A 15,976-nucleotide genomic window follows, 5' to 3' on the forward strand; every position below is an offset into this window, starting at 1 on the left:
GTTCATTCGAACATCTCCGCAGCTTGAAACGAAGCGGCCCTGGCGTCCTTGTCCGAGAGGATGATCTCACCGGCAGGTTCGGGCCAGTCGATAGCGATGTCGGGATCGTCGAAACGGATCGAACGCTCCGCCTCGGGGGCATAGGGCGCCGAGACCTTGTAGATGACCTCGGTATCGGGCTCGAGGGTCATGAAGCCGTGGGCGAAGCCCTTCGGCACGAAGATCTGGTTCCATTTCTTCGCCGATACCGTCAGGCCCACCCACTGGCCGGCCGTGGGCGAGGAGCGGCGGATATCGACGGCCACGTCGAAGATCGCGCCGCGCACCACGCGCACGAGCTTGTCCTGCGCCATGGCTCCGATCTGATAATGAAGGCCGCGCACCGTGCCGGGCAGGGTCGAACGGGAGTGATTGTCCTGCACGAAGCGCACGTTCGGAAGATCGCGCTCGCTGTAGGTTTCCGAGAAGAAACCCCGGTCGTCCTGAAACCGCTTGGGAACGATCTCGACCACGCCGGGCAATGCCAGTTGCCTGATCTCAGACACGGGAGAAATCCTTGAGGCGGCGAAGATAGGACGCGTAGTCGGTCTTGCCCAACTGATCGGCGCGCGACAGCAACTGCTCGTCCGTCAGGTAGCCAAGATCATATCCGATTTCCTCAAGGCACATCACCTTGATGCCCTGGCGCTGCTCGATCGTGCGCACGAAGGCTGATGCTTGATGCAGGCTGTCATGCGTGCCTGTATCGAGCCAGGCATATCCGCGGCCCAGCCGGGTCACCTGAAGCGATCCGCGTTGCAGATAAGCGATGTTCACGTCGGTTATCTCGAGTTCGCCGCGAGCCGAGGGCTTGATGGAGGCGGCGATGTCGAGGACATCGTTGTCGTAGAAATAAAGTCCCGTCACGGCCCAGTTGGATCGAGGCTGGGGGGGCTTTTCCTCGATGGAGATCGCCGTGCCGTCGGACGGATCGAATGTGACGACGCCGTAGCGCTCCGGATCATCCACCCAATAGGCGAAGATCGTCGCACCGCTTTCGCGCTTTCGCGCCTGCTGGCACATCTGGGACAGTCCGGCGCCGTGAAAGATGTTGTCGCCAAGGACAAGGGCGACCGAGTCCTGGCCAACGAAGTCGCGCCCGATGATGAACGCTTCAGCCAGCCCGTTGGGTTCGGGCTGCTGCGCGTAGCTGATCGAAATGCCGAAATTGCTGCCGTCCCCCAAAAGGCTCTCGAAAGCAAACGCGTCTCGCGGGGTCGTGATGATGAGAATGTCTGAAATCCCCGCCAGCATGAGCACGCCGAGCGGATAGTAGATCATCGGTTTGTCGTAGACGGGCAGCAATTGCTTGGAGATGGCCAATGTCGCCGGGAACAGCCGCGTTCCGCTGCCGCCTGCCAGAATTATCCCTTTCATTGTGCCCCCGAAGCATGCAAACCCAACCCGGCCAAGCCCGGTCCGGTGAAGCTATCGCGGCAAGAAAATCCAATGAACCTGACAAAATTATTTAGACCGTCCTGTTAAGCGCGGCTCAAGCCAAGCATTTCGGCAGTAATCGAAGCGGAGGGGTGGTCGAACAACTGGATTTTAGCTCGGCGAGCGGATGTTGCGAGCCGCGTGTTTCTGACGGAGCGATCACAGTTGAATTGGCCGGCAGATCAACCGGCCCAAGTGCTCAGTGCTACCACGGCTTCCCAGTTGAGCCGAAGGGCCGTTGTCGAAAGCAAAATCGCGAGACTTGCGAAGACGGCATCGTGCAAGGGGTCCCAGGCGCGATAACGCCGCGCCAGCCAGACGATGAAGATGTGCGTGACGATGACGGCCAGCCCCTGACCCGCAAGCGCGCCAAGCAGCCCCGCAACCTCAATGCCGATCAACAGACTGGCGATCTGCAACGAGGCTCTGGCGACGAACAGCGTGAAGTAGCTTCGCGAGTCGCCGGCAGCCAGCGCGGACTGGTCGTAGGTCAGGCCGACGAGCTGAAACATCTGGACGCAGGCGATCAGGACGACGATGCCGCCCGCCGCCGCGTAGCGCGGGTCATAGAGGAATTGAATGAGCAGGACGCCGCCGAACGCCATCACCGTCATCATGCCCATTACGCCCGCACTGAGCGCAAAGCGCATCCAACGTATCTTTCGGAAGTTTTCGGGTGAGGACGACGGCGGCCCTTCGCGGTAGAGAGGGATGAGAATGCGGGTGATGACGGCGCCCCCGAGAAGAAGCGGGAAGCTCGCCAGGAAATATCCGATATTGTAGATGCCCAGCATGTCGATCGACAGATATTTGCCCAGGATCAACTTGTCGCCCTGCGAGATGAGAAAGCCGAGGGCTGTGCTGAAGAATATCCACTTGCCGAAATGGATCAGATCGTTGACGGCCGCGGCCTCCCAGCGAAACCGGTTCGGCCGTCCCGGAAGCAGGAGGTTCGCCAGGATCAGATATACCACTGAGGAAATGACGCCGCCGATCACAAGCGCCCACACCGATCGCATCCACCATGTAAGCCCGACCAGGACGGCTAACGAGATGATCTGGTTGAGCAGTTCAAGCCCCGTGATGCGCCCCAAAAGCAGATGCCGGTTTGCCGAAAGCAGCCGGGTCGGATTGAAGCCGGATACGACCAGCGCAAGCCCTGCGACGGGCAGGATCTGCGCAAGCGTCGGCTCGCCGTAGAGATAGGCGAGCGGAAGCGCCAGCGCGCAGGTGCCGACCCACAGGGCAAAGCCGCGCAAAACCTGGATCGTCCAGGCCGTATTCAGAAAATCCTCCTCGTCGCCGCGCTTGTTTTGCATCACCGATGGGCCGAGACCGACATCAGACAGCATCGTCAATCCGGTGATGAAGACACCGACCAGCGCCATCAGGCCGAATGCCTCGGGAAAAAGCAGGCGGGTGAGAACGAGGTTCGAGGCGAGCCGCACCGCCTGCATGGTGCCGAAACCGACGACGGTCCAACTCGCACCGCGAACGGCGCGTGCGAAGATGGACTTTCCTGTCAGGGCACGGCGAAAGACGTTCATCGCGAGGGTCTGGCCGGAACGAAGGACATCGCGCATCGTCGCGCCGTTCTCGCGGGCTGCGCCTGCGATCCCGTTACCCCGCAGGCGCGAATGAGGGAAAAGTGCTGGACTTCCATATATCTCCAACCAGACCACGAACGAGATCGGTCGACGGAAAGCAGGCGTTATGCGACGTGGTCCGACGGATCGGATGCGCACCTTCCGGACAGCAAAGTCACCAATTCGGCTCCGGCGCAAGATTGGCGTAGTGGATTATTTCGAGGAGTCGATACGCGTAGGTGTCGTTGTGCATGCCATGTATACATCTCTGGCTCGATTGCTGCCGCCGTGGTAGCGTCGTGACCCTGTGATGCCTGTGAGGATCATCCGTTTTCGTTTGGTGTATTCATATCTGTTCAACAGGCAGTGTAAGGGAGGAGCGTGCATGAATTCCAGTTATGCGCAATCGTGGTGCTGGTCGTGAGGGAGCCATGTTTCGATGTCGCCCATCTGGGGCATGTGGAACTCTATACGGATCGGTTCGAGGACAGCCTGGATTTCTTTACGCGGGTCTATGGGCTGACGGCCAGCGCGGTCGAGGATGGCTGCGCCTATTTGCGTGCCTTCGACGATTATGAGTTCCACACGCTAAAGCTCGTGCGCCATCACACGACGGGCGTCGGGCATGTCGCTTACCGGACCTCGTCGCGCGAGGCGCTGGAGCGGCGCGCGAAGGTGATCGAGGACATGGGATGCGGCATCGGCTGGGTCGATGGCGACGAAGGCCACGGCCGCGCCTATCGCTTCGCCGATCCCGACGGGCATGTCTTTGAGCTTTACTACGACACGCGCGTCTATGAACCGCCGGACGAGGAACGTCCGGCGCTGAAGAACATCGCCCAGCGCTATCACGGCCGGGGGTGTTCGCCGCGCCGTATCGATCATCTCAACCTTCTTGCGACCGATGTGTCGGCCATTCGCGATTTCATGGTCATGGCGCTCGGCAGTCGGGTGACGGAGCAGATTCGTCTCGACAATGGGCGGCTCGGCGGTTGCTGGTTCACGGTCAACAACAAAAGCTACGACATCGCCTATTCCGAGGACCATTCGGGTGCGAAGGGGCGGTTTCATCACATTACTTATGCGGTCGACCAGCGTGAAGACATATTGCGCGCGGCGGACATCTTTCTGGAAAACGGCGTGCATATCGAGACCGGGCCGCACAAGCATGCGATTCAGGGCACCTTCTTTCTCTATGTCTGGGAGCCGGCGGGAAACCGGGTGGAACTCGCCAATGCCGGCGCGCGGCTGATCCTGCGGCCCGACTGGCCGACGGTGACGTGGACGGAGACCGAACGGAAAAAGGGGCAGGCCTGGGGGTTGAAGACGATCGAGACGTTCCACACGCATGGAACGCCACCGGTGACAGGGAGGAATTGAAATCATGGCGAAGACGGCTCTTATCATCAGCGCGCATTCGGCGGATTTCGTCTGGCGCTGCGGCGGGGCGATCGCGCTGCATGCGAACAAGGGCTACGACGTAACGGTCGTCTGCCTGTCCTATGGCGGACGCGGGGAGAGCGCGAAGCTTTGGAAGAACGAGGGCATGACGCTTGAGCGCGTCAAGACGGAGCGTCAGCGCGAGGCCGAGAACGCCGCCAAGGCGCTCGGCGTTGCCAATATCCGGTTCTTCGATCTCGGCGACTATCCGCTGGAGATGACGCGCGAAGCCAAGGATCGTCTCGTCGACGTGATGCGCGAGGTTCAGCCCGCTTTCATGATGACGCACTCCAAATACGATCCCTACAACACCGACCACATGTATGTGTCCGAATGGACGCTTGAATGCCGCGCCATCGCGCAGGCCTGGGGTCATAAGCCGGGCGAAAAGATCCTCGGCGCGCCGCAGGTCTATCTGTTCGAGCCGCACCAGACCGAGCAGATGGAGTGGAAGCCGGACACCTTCCTCGACATTTCGCCGGTGTGGGACAGGAAATGGGCCGCGATCCAGTGCATGGAGGGGCAGGAACACCTCTGGCACTATTACAAGAACGTCGCGGAAAATCGCGCCAATCACTTCATGCGCAATTCGGGCGGCCAGTCCGGCGGGCGCAAGGCGACCCATGCGGAGGGCTTCCAGTCGATCTTCCCGCGCACCGTGGATGAACTCTAGATGAGCGTCGTCGTCCAGAACATCGAACGCGCCGACCAGGCGGTCATCGACCGGCTGGCGGTCTGCGGCGTCGCGACGGTGCACGAAGCGCAGGGTCGCAAGGGTTTGCTGGCGTCCTATATGCGGCCGATCTATTCGGGCGCGCGGCTGGCCGCGAGCACGGTGACGATCTCGGCGCCGCCCGGCGACAACTGGATGCTGCATGTCGCCATCGAGCAACTCAGCGACGGTGACATTCTGGTTCTGGCTCCGACCAGCCCGTGCGAAGACGGCTATTTCGGTGACCTGCTTGCCACTTCGGCGCTGGCACGCGGCTGCAAGGGACTGATCATTGACGCCGGCGTGCGTGACGTCGCCGATCTGACGGAAATGAAGTTCCCGGTGTGGTCGAAGGCGGTGTTTGCGCAAGGCACGGTCAAGGAGACGCTTGGTTCGGTCAATGTGCCGATCGTCTGTGCGGGCGCTCTGGTCAATCCGGGCGACGTGATCATCGCCGACGATGACGGCGTGTGCGTCGTTGTGCTCGGCGAAGCCGAAGCGGTGGCCGCGAAGGCCGAGGCGCGCATCGCCGCCGAGGACGACAAGCGCAAGCGTCTGGCGGCCGGCGAGCTCGGCCTCGACATCTACAAGATGCGCGAGCGGCTCGCCGAGAAGGGGTTGAAATATGTCTGAAGCCCGCGACGGTGTGCGCTGCATGTGGATGCGCGGCGGCACGTCGAAGGGCGGTTATTTCCTGGCGGATGATCTGCCGGCAGATGTTGCGGCGCGCGATGCGCTTTTGCTCGGCGTCATGGGCTCACCCGACCCGCGCCAGATCGACGGGATGGGCGGGGCCGATCCGCTGACTTCGAAGGTCGCGGTGGTGAGGAAGTCGGCGCGCGCGGATGCAGATGTCGACTATCTGTTCCTGCAGGTGTTCGTCGACAGGGCGATTGTTTCGGACGGGCAGAATTGCGGCAACATCCTTGCCGGCGTCGGGCCGTTCGCCATCGAGTGCGGACTGGTGGCGGTGCAGGACGGCGTGACGCCGGTGCGCATCTTCATGGAGAATACCGGCCAGATCGCCACCGCACGCGTCGAAACACCGGGCGGCGTGGTGAGTTATAGCGGTCAGGCGCGCATCGACGGCGTTCCCGGCACATCCGCGCCGGTGCCGATCACCTTCGCGGATACGGCCGGCTCGTCCTGCGGCGCGCTGCTGCCGACCGGCAATATGGTGGATGCGATCGAGGGTGTCGATTGCACCTTGATCGACAATGGCATGCCGTGCGTCGTCATGCGGGCGGGCGATCTCGGCATTGCCGGAACCGAAACGCCGGACGAACTGGAAGGAAACGAGGCCCTGCGCGCCAAGCTCGAAGCGATCCGGCTGACGGCTGGGCCGCTGATGAATCTCGGCGACGTGGCGCAGAAATCCGTGCCGAAGATGACGATGGTTTCCAAGGCGACCAATGAAGGCGCGATCTCGACGCGTACCTTCATTCCGCATAAGTGCCATGACGCGATCGGGGTTCTCGGGGCAGTCAGCGTTGCCACCGCCTGCCTGCTGCCACAAGGCCCCGCGGCCGAGCTTGCGACCCTACCGGAGGGCGGGGAAAAAGCGATGTCGATCGAGCATCCGACCGGCGAGATGACCGTCATCGCAACGGTGCGCGACGGAAGTGTCACCGACGCGGCGGTTTTGAGAACGGCGCGAAAGCTGTTCGACGGTATGGTCTTTGCGAAATTACCTGATTCTGCGGTTCAAGAGGAACACTAATGACGCATTACATCCTGACGCTTCGCTGCAAGAACCGCAGCGGGATCGTCGCTTCCGTCGCCGCCTGCATTGCCGACAATGGTGGCGACATCACCGAAGCGCATCAGTTCGATGACGCCGAAACCGGTAATTTCTTCATGCGGGTGGAATTTTCGATGGAAGGTGCGGAGGAGACCTTCCGGAGCGCCGTCCAGCCGGTCGTCGCCCGGTTCGGGCTCGATCTGACCCTGCGGCGCTCGGGCGACAAGCGCAAGGTTCTGCTTCTCGTCTCCAAATTCGACCACTGCCTCGGCGATCTTCTCTACCGGATGCGGATCGGCGAACTCGACATGGAGGTCGTCGGCATCGTCGGAAATCACCCGCTTTCGGCGCTGAACCTGACGCTGACGGACGGATTGCCGTATCACCATCTGCCGATCACGAAGGACACCAAGGCGCAGCAGGAAGGGCAGATCAGGGCTCTGATCGAGGAGACCGGGGCGGAACTCGTCGTTCTTGCACGCTATATGCAGGTGCTGTCGGAAGAATTCTCTTCATATCTTTCGGGACGATGCATCAATATTCACCATTCGTTCCTGCCGGGTTTCAAGGGCGCGAAGCCCTATCATCAGGCGCATGAGCGCGGCGTGAAGATGATCGGGGCGACGGCGCACTACGTCACCGACGATCTCGACGAGGGGCCGATCATCAGCCAGGACGTCGAGCACGTCACCCATGCCGACCGGCCGGATGATCTGGTGGGCAAGGGGCGCGACATCGAGCGCCGGGTGCTGGCGCGCGCGGTCGCGTTGCATCTTGAGGATCGCGTTCTCATCAACGGGCAGAAGACCGTCGTGTTCGGCAGGTAGGAACGGGCAGGGGAGATCGGCATGAAGGAAAGCGAAGGAGCCACCCACGGTCGCCGGGCCGTCATCCAACTGCGCGAAAAGATTCTCGGCGGCGAATATCCCGGCGGGACGCGGCTGTTCGAGGTCCAGCTTGCCGAAGCGCTCGACATCTCGCGCACGCCGGTTCGCGAAGCGATGTCGCGGCTGGCCGAGGAAGGGCTTCTGGAGCGCGTCCCCAATGGCGGGTTCGTCGTGCGCTCGTTCAGCTATGACGATGTCATCGACGCGATCGAACTTCGCGGCGTGCTGGAGGGGACGGCCGCGCGTCTTGCGGCGGAGCGCGGGGCCGATCCCGAAATTCTGTGCCGGGTCAAGGCGACGCTGGACGAGATCGACACCTGTTTCGGAGACCGCGCCGACGATGTCGATTTCGACCGCTATTCCGACCTGAACGAGCGGTTCCACAATGATCTGGCGCGTCTTGCCGGCAGCGATACGATCCGCCGGGAAGTGGAGCGTGCATCCTCGCTGCCCTTCGCCTCGCCCTCGGCCTTCCTGCCGGACAAGACCAATATCGGCACGTTTCGTCGCTCTCTCCGCTTCGCGCAGGAGCAGCACCGGGCGCTGGTCGACGCGATCGAGGCACGCGAGAGCGCGCGTGCGGAGGGCATCGCGCGCGAGCATGCGCGGATTGCAAGGCGCAATCTTGAATACATCGTTGCCGAGGATCCGAGCCTGATCGGGCAAATTCGCGGAATGGCGTTGATCCGCGCCTGAAACTGGCGCCCTTTCATGTCGCTCGCACGAAAGCTCTGGCCAAAACGCCAGACCATGTATACATTTCCCGCATTCGAAAGGGAGGTATTCGAAATGGCGACATCCAGCCTCAGTAATGTTTTGACGGAAAATCCGAACACGGTCGAGCTTTTGCGCAATTCGCGGATCGGCATGTATGTATACCCGGTGGTTGCGCCGGAATTTGCCAACTGGCGCGACGAACAGCGCGCCTGGCGCGACGGCGCGGTGCTTTTCGACCAGTCGCACCACATGGACGAACTGATCGTCGAGGGGCCGGACGCGGAGAAGTTCCTCGCCTATCACGGCATCAACTCGTTCTCGAACTTCGGCCTGAACCGCGCCAAGCACTTCGTTCCCGTCACGCCGAACGGCCATGTCATCGGCGATCACATCATTTTCCGCGAACGCGAGGACAAGTTCATCCTCGTCGGGCGCGCGCCGACCTCGAACTGGCTGATGTTCTGCGCCGCCTATGGCAAATGGAACGTGCGCATCAAGCACGATCCGCGCTCGCCGTCGCGGCCCGAGGGCGAGCGCGTCCTGCGCACGCATTACCGCTACCAGATCCAGGGACCGGAAGCGCCGAAGATCTTCGAGAAGATGAATGGCGGGGCGATCCCCGACATCAAGTTCTTCCATGTCGACCAGATCAATGTCGGCTCGAAGAGGGTGCAGGCGCTGCGCCACGGCATGTCGGGCGCGCCCGGACTTGAAATCTGGGGCCCCTACGAGGACAAGAGCTACATTCTTGCCGCCATCCTTCAGGCCGCCAAGGATGCCGGCGTCGATCTGGTGCGCTGCGGAAGCCGTGCCTATTCGACCAACACGCTGGAATCGGGATGGATTCCCTCTCCGCTGCCGGGCATCTATACCGGCGACGGCATGCTGGCGGCCTATCGCGACTGGCTCGGTGCGGACTCTTATGAAGCGACGGGCGCGATCGGCGGCAGCTTCGTGTCCGACAATATCGAGGACTATTACGTCACTCCGTTCGAGCTCGGTTACGATTTCTATATCGGCTGGAAGAAGGACGACTTCATCGGCAAGCAGGCGCTCGAAAAGATGAAGGGCCAGACCAACCGCAAGAAGGTCACCTTCGAATGGAATGCCGAAGACGTCGTCGAGGTCATCGCCTCGGCCTTCCGGCCGGGCGAGGACCATTACAAATGGATCGACTTCCCGCAGCCGAACTATGCCTCGACCTCGGCCGACAAGGTTCTGCGCGACGGCAAAATGGTCGGCATGTCGATGTTCAACGGCTACAGCTATAATGAGCGCTGCATGCTTTCGCTCGGCGTCGTGGATGCCGACGTTCAGGAAGGCGATGTCCTGACCATGATCTGGGGCGAGCCGGATGGCGGCTCGGGCAAGACCTCGACCGAGCGGCACAAGCAGGCCGAAATTCGGGTTCGGGTTTCTCCGACGCCCTATTCCAGCGAAGCGCGTGAGAACTACGCCGATAGCTGGCGCACCAAGAAGGGCTGAGCCCACTTCGAATTGATCAAGCGAGACGGCACCTTCGGGTGCCGTTTTGCTTTGCGCGAACCGTTTCCCGTTCGGAAGATCACGTTTTCTCGAAGCGCGTTGACTCCCTTTCGAGATTGAGTCCTTAATAGAACAAAATAGGAACATAGAAATGAACAGGCAACGCGAAATTCACGCGCTGCGCGAGCGTCTTTCCGCTTTGGAGCCGGTTGGTCTTCTCGGGCAGGAAAGCCGCTTTACGCTGGGCTCGCAGCGGGTCGACGATGCGCTCGGCGGCGGTCTGTCGCGCGCGGCATTGCATGAGGTGGTCACCTTCGGCAGCGCGGATGCGGCAGCCGCCATCGGCTTCGTGACGGGGTTGTCCCGGAGGGCGGGCGGACCGTCGCGCGCGATGCTGTGGGTGCGCCAGACGACCGGCGAGGCCGAGGCGGGAAAGCTCTATCCGCATGGGCTTTTCGAGATGGGGCTCGATCCGCGATCGATCATTCAGGTCCGCCTTAGGGATGCGACGGGAGTTCTGCGCGCCGGTATCGAGGGAGCAAGGTGCGAGGCGCTCGGCTGCGTCGTGATCGAAATCTGGGGCGATCCGAAGATTCTCGACCTTACGGCAACGCGGCGTCTGGCGCTTGGTGCGGAGGAAAGCGGGGTTCCCGTTTTCCTGCTGCGCTTTTCCCGGAAAGTTGAATCGAGCGCCGCTGCGACGCGCTGGCAGGTCCGCTCGCTTGCCTCGCGCCCGCTCGAGGCGGACGCGCCGGGCCATCCTGCTTTCGACGTCACTCTCGTGAGGCAGCGCGCCGGCATAGGCGGCCTCGACTGGAAGATGGAGTGGAACATTGATCGACATGAATTCGAGGAACAGGCGCTATCTCGCACTGTGGCTTCCCTTCCTTTCGACCGAGAGGATCAAGCGGCTGGCGCAGCGCGCTGGCGGCAGGCGGGATGAGCGACCGATGGTGGTCGCAGCCCTTGAAGCGGGCGCCATGCGCCTCGTCGCAGCCGACCCGAAAGCGCTTTCGCTCGGCCTTCGCCCCAGACTCGGCCTTGCCGATGCGCGGGCGCGCGTGCCGGCCATCGAGGTTCACGAACATGAGCCGGAAGTCGACCTGGCACTTTTGCGGCATATAGCGGACTGGTGCGATCGTTACACACCCGTCGTGGCCGAGGAAATGTCCGATACGCTGATCCTGGAGATTGCGGGATCGGTGCATCTTTTCGGCAGCGAGGCACGCCTTTGCGAGGATATAGAGCGCCGGCTTGCCGGTTTCGGTTTCACGGCGCGGACGGCCATCGCCGGCACCTCTCTTTGCGCGCGCGCCGTCGCGCGTTTCGATGGGGGTGGCATCATTCGTGCGGGCAAGGAACGGGAAAGCGTATCGGCACTCCCCGTCGCCGCGCTCGAAATGGAGGAAGAGACGACATTGGCCCTGCGTCGTGCCGGCCTGATGACCGTCGGAGATGTCGCCGCCCGTCCGATCAAACCGCTCGCCGCCCGTTTCGGGGGAGAGTTCGTGCGTCGCCTGGCTGGCGTAATCGGTGAGGTCGATCCGCCGCTTCATCCGCGCCGACCCTTGCCGCTCCTGTCATCGGAACAGCGCTTTGCCGATCCGATCGGGCTGGAAGAGGATATCGCAACCGCTTTCGATGGCTTGTCGCACGATCTTTGCACCGCTCTCGAACAACAGGGGCAAGGGGGGCGTGCCTTCGAAGCGACCTTCTTTCGCGCAGACGGTGCGACGCGGCGCATCGAGGCGCTCGTCGGGCGACCCTTGCGCGATCCGGCGGCCTTGAAAAAACTCTTCATGACTCGGCTCGACGCGCTGGCCGATCCGGTCGATCCCGGTTTCGGCTTCGACATGATCCGTCTTTGCGTGCTTGCCGGCGACAAAGCCGACGGGGAGCAGATACGCTTCGAACGGGATGCTATGGAGGAGGGCGCCGTCACCGATCTCGTCGACCGGCTGACCGCACGGTTCGGACTGAGCGCGGTCGAGCGTTTTCTACCCGTCGACAGCCATGTGCCGGAACGCGCGGCAAGGCGCGTGTCCGCGATTACCGATGCCAAGGAAAGGGGGAAATGGCAGGCGGGCCATGCCGGGGAGCCTCCTTTGCGCCCGATCCTGATCTTCACGCCGCCGCAGCCGGTCGAAACCATCGCCGAAGTTCCCGAAGGGCCGCCCTACAGATTTCGCTGGCGACATGTGCTCCATGAAATCACGCATGCGGAAGGCCCCGAACGCGTCTCCCCCGAATGGTGGAAGTCCGAAAAGGAACCGAAGACACGCGACTATTACCGTGTCGAAGACCGGCAGGGTCATCGCTACTGGCTGTATCGCGAAGGGCTTTATGCGCGTGAGGCGGGCGATGTGCGCTGGTTCCTTCAGGGATTGTTTCCATGATGGACTATGCCGAACTTGCATGCACCACCAATTTCTCCTTCCTGCGCGGAGCCTCTCATCCCAAGGAAATGGTGCTCGCCGCATTGCTTTTGGGCCATAACGGCATCGGCATCGCCGACCGCAATACGGTGGCGGGCGTCGTGCGTGCCTATGCGACCCTCAAGGAACTGCGCAACGGAGAAATACCGCTCGACAAGGTGCGCGAAGGGTCGGGGCCGGGTGAATATGTTTGGGAAGTTCCAGGCATCCTCGAAGACATCGAAGTGGATCTCGAGGAACTGAAGAAACTTGCAGGGCGCTTCATGCTGGCGGTCGGGGCGCGTCTCGTGTTTGCCGACGGCACGCCCGACATCATCGCTTATCCGGAAAACCGTGAAGGCTGGGGGGCGCTCTGCCGGCTTTTGACGACCGGCAACCGGCGGGCGAAGAAAGGCGACTGCGTTCTTTATATAGATGATCTCGTTGCCCGCTGCCGATCGTTGCTTCTGGTCGTCATGCCGGAAGAGGATTTTTCGGTTCTGCCGCCCGTTCTCACGCGCCTCTCGAAGGCCGGGGGCATCTGGCTGGGCGGAAGCATGCTTTATAATGGACGCGACCGGCGAAGACTGGCCAGGCTCAATGCGGTGGCGCAAGCGTCCGGCGCGCCGCTTCTGGCCGTCAATGACGCGCTCTATTATTCGCCCGACCAGCGCGATCTGCAGGACGTTCTCACCTGCATCCGCGAAGGCACAACCATAGAGGCGGCCGGACATCGGCTGCTTGTCAACGCCGAGCGTCATCTGAAGCCGGCCGATCAGATGGCCCGGCTCTTCCGCGATTGTCCTGAAGCTGTCGAAGAAACGCAGCATCTGCTTGCCCGCATCGAATTTTCGCTCGGCGAATTGAAATACGAATATCCCGACGAACCGATCCCGCCGGGCTGGACGCCCATGGGCTGGCTTGAGGAACTGACATGGCGACGCGCGGCTTTGCGTTATGACGGCATCGTTCCTTCCAAGGTGGTCGACGCGATCTGCAAGGAACTCGCCCTCATCGAGAAGTTGGATTACGCGCGCTATTTCCTGACCATTTACGACATCGTGCAGGAAGCCGAGAATAGAGGGATTTTATGCCAGGGGAGGGGGTCGGCTGCCAACTCCGCCGTTTGCTATGCCCTGGGCATCACTGCTGTCGACCCTGAAGAGCACGAGCTTCTCTTCGAACGGTTTCTGTCCAACGAGCGAAAGGAACCGCCCGACATCGACGTGGATTTCGAGCATTCCCGCCGTGAAGAGATCATCCAATATATATATGAGCGCTACGGACGCCATCGCGCCGGCATCGCGGCGACCGTCATCCACTACCGTCCGAAAAGCGCGATCCGCGAGGTGGGAAAGGCGCTCGGCCTGTCGGAGGATGTTACTGCCCGCATCGCCGGCACGGTCTGGGGAAGCTGGAGCCGCGATGCGCTGCCGGACAAGCGAATCCAGGAAGCAGGGCTCGATCCGGCCAATGTGATGATCCGTCGCGCGGTGGATTTCGCGACGCGGCTGCTGAATTTCCCCCGCCATCTCTCCCAGCATGTCGGAGGCTTCGTACTCGCTCGCGGCCGGCTCGACGAAATGGTCCCGATCGGCAATGCGGCGATGGAGGATCGAACCTTCATCGAATGGGACAAGGACGACATCGACGCGCTCGGCATGATGAAGGTGGATGTGCTGGCGCTCGGCATGCTCACCTGTATCCGCAAGGCCTTTGGGCTTCTTCATGCACATTATGAACAAACGTGGGAGCTTGCGACCATTCCCCGGAAGGACGAACCCACCTTTGCGATGCTTCAACGAGGTGAGTCGATCGGTGTTTTCCAAGTGGAAAGCAGGGCGCAGATCAACATGCTGCCGCGCTTGCGGCCCAAAGTGTTCTACGATCTCGTCATTCAGGTGGCGATCGTTCGCCCCGGCCCCATCCAGGGCAATATGGTGCACCCCTATCTGAGCCGCCGCCACAAACCGCCCGAACAGATCGTCTATCCGTCGCCCAAGCCGCCTCATGATCCCGGTGAGTTGAAGGATGTGCTGGGGCGCACGCTCGGCGTGCCGCTGTTCCAGGAACAGGCGATGAAGATCGCCATGGTCGCCGCCGAATTTTCCGATGTCGAAGCCAATCAGTTGCGCAAGGCGATGGCGACATTCCGCAACAACGGAAAGATGGAGCGTTTCCAGGTCATGATGGTCGAACGGATGGTGGCGCGGGGCTATGAGCGGCAATTCGCGCAACGATGTTTCGACCAGATCAAGGGTTTCGGCGAGTACGGCTTTCCTGAAAGCCATGCTGCCTCGTTCGGCAAGCTCGTCTATGTCTCGGCTTGGCTCAAATGCCATCACCCGGATGTCTTTGCCTGCGCGCTTTTGAACGCGCAGCCGATGGGGTTCTATGCACCCGCGCAGATCGTCGGAGATGCGCGCACCACAGGCGTGGAGGTGCGCGAGGTCGACATAAACCACAGTTGTCACGACAACACGCTCGAGATGCGTAAAGGCGAAAGGCAATGCGCGCTTCGCATAGGCTTTCGCCAGATCGACGGCTTCAAGGATGAGTGGGGTGGTCACATCGCAGCCGTGAGGGAAGCGGGATTCGACAGTATTGAAGATTTATGGCGACGCACCGGCCTTCCGGCGCGCGCTTTGCGTCTCCTGGCCGATGCCGATGCGTTTCGCTCGCTGGGCATAGACCGGCGCGAAGCGCTATGGATCATCCGCCGCCTGCCGGACGACATGCCGCTGCCATTGTTCGCCGTCGCCGAACGCCATGAGCTCGCCGAAGAAGCAGCGGTCTTCCTGCCTGCCATGCCGCTCAGCGAACATGTCGTGGCAGACTACCAGACGGTCCGGCTTTCTTTGAAGGCGCATCCGATGCGCTTCCTGCGGGACCTGTTCAATGACGAAAAGGTCTCGACCTGTGCCGGGCTTGCCGATCTTCCCGACGGCGCATGGGCGCGTGTCGCCGGTATCGTTCTGGTTCGCCAGCGCCCGGGAAAGGGCAATGCGATCTTCATGACCTTGGAAGACGAGACCGGCATCGCCAATGCCCTGGTTTGGAAAAGGCGTTTCGAGCATTACCGCCGACCGATCATGGCGGCCCGCCTCGCACTGGTGGAGGGGAGGGTGCAAAAGAGCCCGGAAGGCGTCATCCATCTGATCGCCACGGCGGTTCACGATCGCAGCGGCGATCTCGATCGCCTGTCTTCATCCTATAAGGCGCGAACCGAATTCGCGCGCGCCGATGAAATACTCAAACCCCAGCCTGCGCGCCTTCATGGCCATCCACGTAATGTACGCGGGATCCCGAAATCGCGTGATTTCCATTGATAGCCGAGCTTCCTCATGGTCTTCCGTTTGGTGACGCAAAAAGTTCATAAAAGTGGTTTTGCGTCGTTGACAGTTTTGGTTTGTGGGGTCTATAAGGCGCTCACCAACGACGGCGGCGACGCTGCTGGCGACGGGGAGGTTTGCTCCTGGGTTTCGCGAGGTTGGTTGACATTACAGAGTATCGCTCTT

At 61.6% G+C, this 15,976-nt stretch carries 13 protein-coding genes; 10 read left to right on the plus strand and 3 right to left on the minus strand.

All coding sequences use genetic code 11. The features are described from left to right. Window positions 1-2: 2 nt before the first annotated feature. The 3 genes from rfbC to GTW25_RS15025 form a co-directional block, all read right to left on the minus strand. Window positions 3-545: a dTDP-4-dehydrorhamnose 3,5-epimerase gene (rfbC, locus tag GTW25_RS15015; RefSeq protein WP_252913061.1), complete on the minus strand. Its 543-nt coding sequence runs from the start codon at window positions 543-545 to the stop codon at window positions 3-5. Then, a complete protein-coding gene (gene rfbA, locus GTW25_RS15020; protein WP_252913062.1) occupies window positions 538-1,416 on the minus strand; it encodes a glucose-1-phosphate thymidylyltransferase RfbA in 879 nt (292 codons plus the stop codon). Before rfbA ends, rfbC begins: the two co-directional genes overlap by 8 nt. Window positions 1,417-1,658: 242 nt before the next feature. Beyond that, on the minus strand, window positions 1,659-3,059 hold the full coding sequence (locus tag GTW25_RS15025) for an oligosaccharide flippase family protein (protein ID WP_252913064.1): 1,401 nt from the start codon (window positions 3,057-3,059) through the stop codon (window positions 1,659-1,661). 423 nt (window positions 3,060-3,482) lie between these two features. On the opposite strand from GTW25_RS15025, the gene GTW25_RS15030 reads away from it, so the two are divergent. The 10 genes from GTW25_RS15030 to GTW25_RS15075 all read left to right on the plus strand — a co-directional run bounded on the left by GTW25_RS15030 (window position 3,483) and on the right by GTW25_RS15075 (window position 15,787). Next, window positions 3,483-4,442, plus strand: coding sequence for a VOC family protein (locus tag GTW25_RS15030; protein ID WP_252913085.1), 960 nt, complete (start codon window positions 3,483-3,485; stop codon window positions 4,440-4,442). A gap of 4 nt (window positions 4,443-4,446) precedes the next feature. Continuing rightward, entirely contained in the window at window positions 4,447-5,175 is a 729-nt protein-coding gene (locus tag GTW25_RS15035) for a PIG-L deacetylase family protein (protein WP_252913066.1), read from the plus strand. Then, a complete protein-coding gene (gene ligK / locus GTW25_RS15040) occupies window positions 5,176-5,847 on the plus strand; it encodes a 4-carboxy-4-hydroxy-2-oxoadipate aldolase/oxaloacetate decarboxylase (RefSeq protein ID WP_252913067.1) in 672 nt (223 codons plus the stop codon). Beyond that, the gene (locus GTW25_RS15045; RefSeq protein ID WP_252913068.1) at window positions 5,840-6,934 is read left to right on the plus strand and encodes a 4-oxalomesaconate tautomerase; all 1,095 of its coding nucleotides are present in this window, start codon (window positions 5,840-5,842) and stop codon (window positions 6,932-6,934) included. Before ligK ends, GTW25_RS15045 begins: the two co-directional genes overlap by 8 nt. Further along, window positions 6,934-7,782 carry a formyltetrahydrofolate deformylase gene (gene purU, locus GTW25_RS15050; protein WP_252913069.1) on the plus strand — a complete coding sequence of 283 codons (849 nt, stop codon included), beginning with the start codon at window positions 6,934-6,936 and terminating at the stop codon, window positions 7,780-7,782. Before GTW25_RS15045 ends, purU begins: the two co-directional genes overlap by 1 nt. 21 nt (window positions 7,783-7,803) lie before the next feature. Next, window positions 7,804-8,538: a GntR family transcriptional regulator gene (locus tag GTW25_RS15055; RefSeq protein ID WP_252913070.1), complete on the plus strand. Its 735-nt coding sequence runs from the start codon at window positions 7,804-7,806 to the stop codon at window positions 8,536-8,538. 93 nt (window positions 8,539-8,631) lie between these two features. Further along, window positions 8,632-10,044, plus strand: coding sequence for a vanillate/3-O-methylgallate O-demethylase (gene ligM / locus GTW25_RS15060; protein WP_252913071.1), 1,413 nt, complete (start codon window positions 8,632-8,634; stop codon window positions 10,042-10,044). A 151-nt stretch (window positions 10,045-10,195) separates the two neighbouring features. Further along, entirely contained in the window at window positions 10,196-10,987 is a 792-nt protein-coding gene (locus GTW25_RS15065) for an ImuA family protein (protein WP_252913072.1), read from the plus strand. A gap of 7 nt (window positions 10,988-10,994) precedes the next feature. Then, window positions 10,995-12,440, plus strand: coding sequence for a Y-family DNA polymerase (locus GTW25_RS15070; protein ID WP_252913073.1), 1,446 nt, complete (start codon window positions 10,995-10,997; stop codon window positions 12,438-12,440). Continuing rightward, complete coding sequence (locus GTW25_RS15075; protein ID WP_252913074.1) at window positions 12,437-15,787, plus strand: error-prone DNA polymerase; 3,351 nt, start codon at window positions 12,437-12,439, stop codon at window positions 15,785-15,787. Before GTW25_RS15070 ends, GTW25_RS15075 begins: the two co-directional genes overlap by 4 nt. The last annotated feature ends 189 nt before the right edge of the window (window positions 15,788-15,976 follow it).

The sequence above is a fragment of the Aliihoeflea aestuarii genome, assembly GCF_024105665.1.
GTDB classification, from domain to species: Bacteria; Pseudomonadota; Alphaproteobacteria; order Rhizobiales; family Rhizobiaceae; genus Aliihoeflea; species Aliihoeflea aestuarii.